The following is a 3,002-nucleotide window of genomic DNA, read 5'->3' on the forward strand; positions in this document are numbered from 1 at the left end:
CCCGCGATCGGCGAGCCGACGGGGATGGTGGCCCGCGCGGTGTCCTCGGGCCGGACGTGGTGGCACAGGGTGAAGATCATGTTCTCGACGGGCGAGTACCCGTTGACCAGCCGCAGGTCGGGGCGTGCGTCGAGCAGTCGGCGGACGTGCGCCACGGACGCGGGTTCGCCGCCGGTCATCAGCTGCCGGACATCGCGCAGGGCGTCGGGGTGCTCGTCGAGCAGGTGGTTGAGCAGGCTCGCGGACAGGTGCGCGGTGGTGACGCGGTGCGCGGTGAGCAGGTCGGCGATGACCGCCGGGTCCGTCACGTGGCCGGGCTGGAGGACGCACGTCGCGCCGTGCAGCAACGGGCCGAACAGTTCGAGGGCGAAGGCGTCCCAGGAGACGGGGGAGCACTGCAACCACACGTCGTCGGCCGCGAAGTCGACGTAGTCCTGCCCGGTCAGCGTGCGCACCAGGGCCTCGTGGGTGGACAGCACGCCCTTCGGCTCGCCCGTGGAACCGGAGGTGAACATCACCAGCGCCACGTCGGCGGGGTCCACGGCGACGTCCGGGGCGCCGCCGGGACGCGCGGCGATCACGTCCGACTCGGCGTCGACCAGGACCGGGGCGACCCCGGCCGGCATCCCGGCGAGGTCGGTGCACGTGACCACCACCGGCGCGGCGGTCCGCGCCACCACGGCGCGCAGCCGGTCGGCGGGGAACCTCGGGTCGAGCACGGTGCAGCCGGCACCGCTGCCCAGCACGGCCAACACGGCGACCACCAGGTCGGGGCCCCGGTCCAGCAGCACCCCGACCACGTCGCCGGGCCGGACACCGGCCGCGACGAGGTGGTGGGCCAGCCGGTTCGACCGGTCGACCAGTTCGGCGTACGTGACGCGCTCCGCGCCGCAGACCAGGGCCGTGGCCCCGGGCGTGCGGCGTGCCTGCTCGGCGACCAGCGCGTGGGCCGTCGCGGCCGGGGCGGCGGGTCCGCCGTCGTTCCACGTCACCAGCACGTCGTGCCGCTCGGCGGAGGTCAGCAGGTCGAGGGAGGTGACGGGGCGGTGGGGGTCGGCCGCGACGGCGGCGAGCAGCCAGGTGAAGCGGTCGAGGAGGCGTTCGGCGGAGTCGCGGTCGAACAGGTCCGCGGCGTACTCCAGGTACCCGCCGATCCCGTCCGCGGTCTCGGTCGCGGCCAGCGTCAGGTCGAACTTGGCGGTCGTGTTCGGCACGGGCTCCGGCACGCACGCCGCGCCCGCCAGGTCCACGGCCGCCGACGCGTTGTTCTGGAGCACCACCATCACCTGGAACAGCGGGTGCCGCGCGGAGTCGCGGACGGGGTTCAGTTCCTCCACGAGCCGTTCGAAGGGCACGTCCTGGTGGTCGTAGGCGGCGAGGTCGGTGTCGCGGACGCGGGCCAGCAGTTCGGTGAAGGTGGGGTCGCCGGAGGTGTCGGTGCGCAGCACGAGGGTGTTGACGAAGAACCCGACGAGGTCGTCGAGGGCTTCGTCGGTGCGTCCGGCGACGGGGGTGCCGATGGGGATGTCGGTGCCCGCGCCCATCCTGGTGAGCAGGGTCGCGAACGCGGCCTGGAGCACCATGAACAGCGTCACGCCCCGCGCGCGGGCCAGGTCGGCCAGCGCCCGGCGCACCCCGTCGGGCACGCGCAGCGGCAGCGACCCGCCCCGGTGGCTCGCCACCGGCGGCCGGGGGTGGTCGGTGCGCAGGTCCAGGCCCTCGGGCAGGCCGGCCAGCGCGGACCGCCAGTGCGCGAGGTCGCGGGCCAGGCGGGACGTCGGGTCGGCGGCGTCGCCGAGCAGGTCCTGCTGCCAGCGCGCGTAGTCCACGTAGGACACCGGCAGCGGCGTCCACCCCGGGGCACGCCCGCCGAGGCGGGCGGTGTAGGCGGCGGCCAGGTCGGCCAGCAGCGGGCGCAGCGACCAGCCGTCGCCCGCGATGTGGTGCAGCGTCACCAGCAGCACGTGGTCCCGTTCGCCGGTGCTGAGCAGGTGCACCCGGATCGGCGGTCGACCGGCGAGGTCGAACACGTGCCCGGACTCGGCGCGGACCACCGCGTCCACCTCGTCGGGCGCGACGTCGTGCACGGTGAGGACGGACCCGACGGCGTCCTCGGGCAGCACGTGCTGGTGCGGCTCGGAGTCGACGGACGGGTAGGTGGTGCGCAGCGGCTCGTGCCGCCGGACCACGTCGGTGACGGCCAGGTCCAGGGCGGCGGCGTCCACCGGCCCGGTGACCCGGGCCGCGAACTGCACGTTGTATGCGGTGCCGCCGTCGACCTGGTCGAGGAACCACAGCCGGGCCTGGGCGGGGGACAGCGCCGGGCGGTCGGGCCGGTCGCCGGCGACCAGCGCGGGCCGTGCGGCGGCGGCACCGTCCAGGCGCAGCGCCAGGTCGGCCACCACGGGAGCGGTGAACACGTCCCGCACGCCGATCTCCACGCCGAACGCGGCGCGCACCCGGCCGGTGAGCTTCGCCGCCAGCAACGAGTGGCCGCCGAGCGCGAAGAAGTCGTCCGCCGGGCCGACCCGGTCCTCGGGCAGGCCCAGCACGTCCGCGAACAGGCCGCGCAGGATCTCCTCGCGGGCGCCGCGCGCGGCCCGCCGGGGCGTGACGACCCGGTCCGGCGCCGGCAGGGCGGCGCGGTCGAGCTTGCCGTTGGGGGTGAGCGGCAGTGCGTCGAGCGGGACGTAGGCGGTGGGGCGGAGGTGGTCGGGGAGGAGGTCGGCGGTGTGGGCGCGCAGGTCCGCGACGGGGGTGCCGGGGGCGACGACGTAGGCGACGAGCCGCTTGTCGCCGGGTCGGTCCTCGCGCACCACCACCGCGCACTCCCGCACGCCGGGGTGCCGCTCGACGACCGCCCGCACCTCGGTGGGCTCGACGCGGAAGCCGCGGATCTTGACCTGGTCGTCGGCGCGGCCGAGGAAGTCGAGGGTGCCGTCGGTTCGCCAGGCGACGAGGTCGCCGGTGCGGTACATGCGTCCGCCGGGTTCGAAGGGGTC

Annotated in this window: 1 protein-coding gene; it reads right to left on the bottom strand. The window is 75.7% G+C overall.

Annotated features, from left to right (window positions below):
• A partial coding sequence (locus tag CKY47_RS36730) for a condensation domain-containing protein (RefSeq protein ID WP_306750996.1) occupies positions 1-2,978 on the bottom strand: 2,978 nt, incomplete at its 3' end.
• Positions 2,979-3,002 lie beyond the last annotated feature (24 nt).

This window comes from Saccharothrix longispora (genome assembly GCF_030852425.1).
Classification (GTDB): Bacteria; Actinomycetota; Actinomycetes; order Mycobacteriales; family Pseudonocardiaceae; genus Actinosynnema; species Actinosynnema longispora.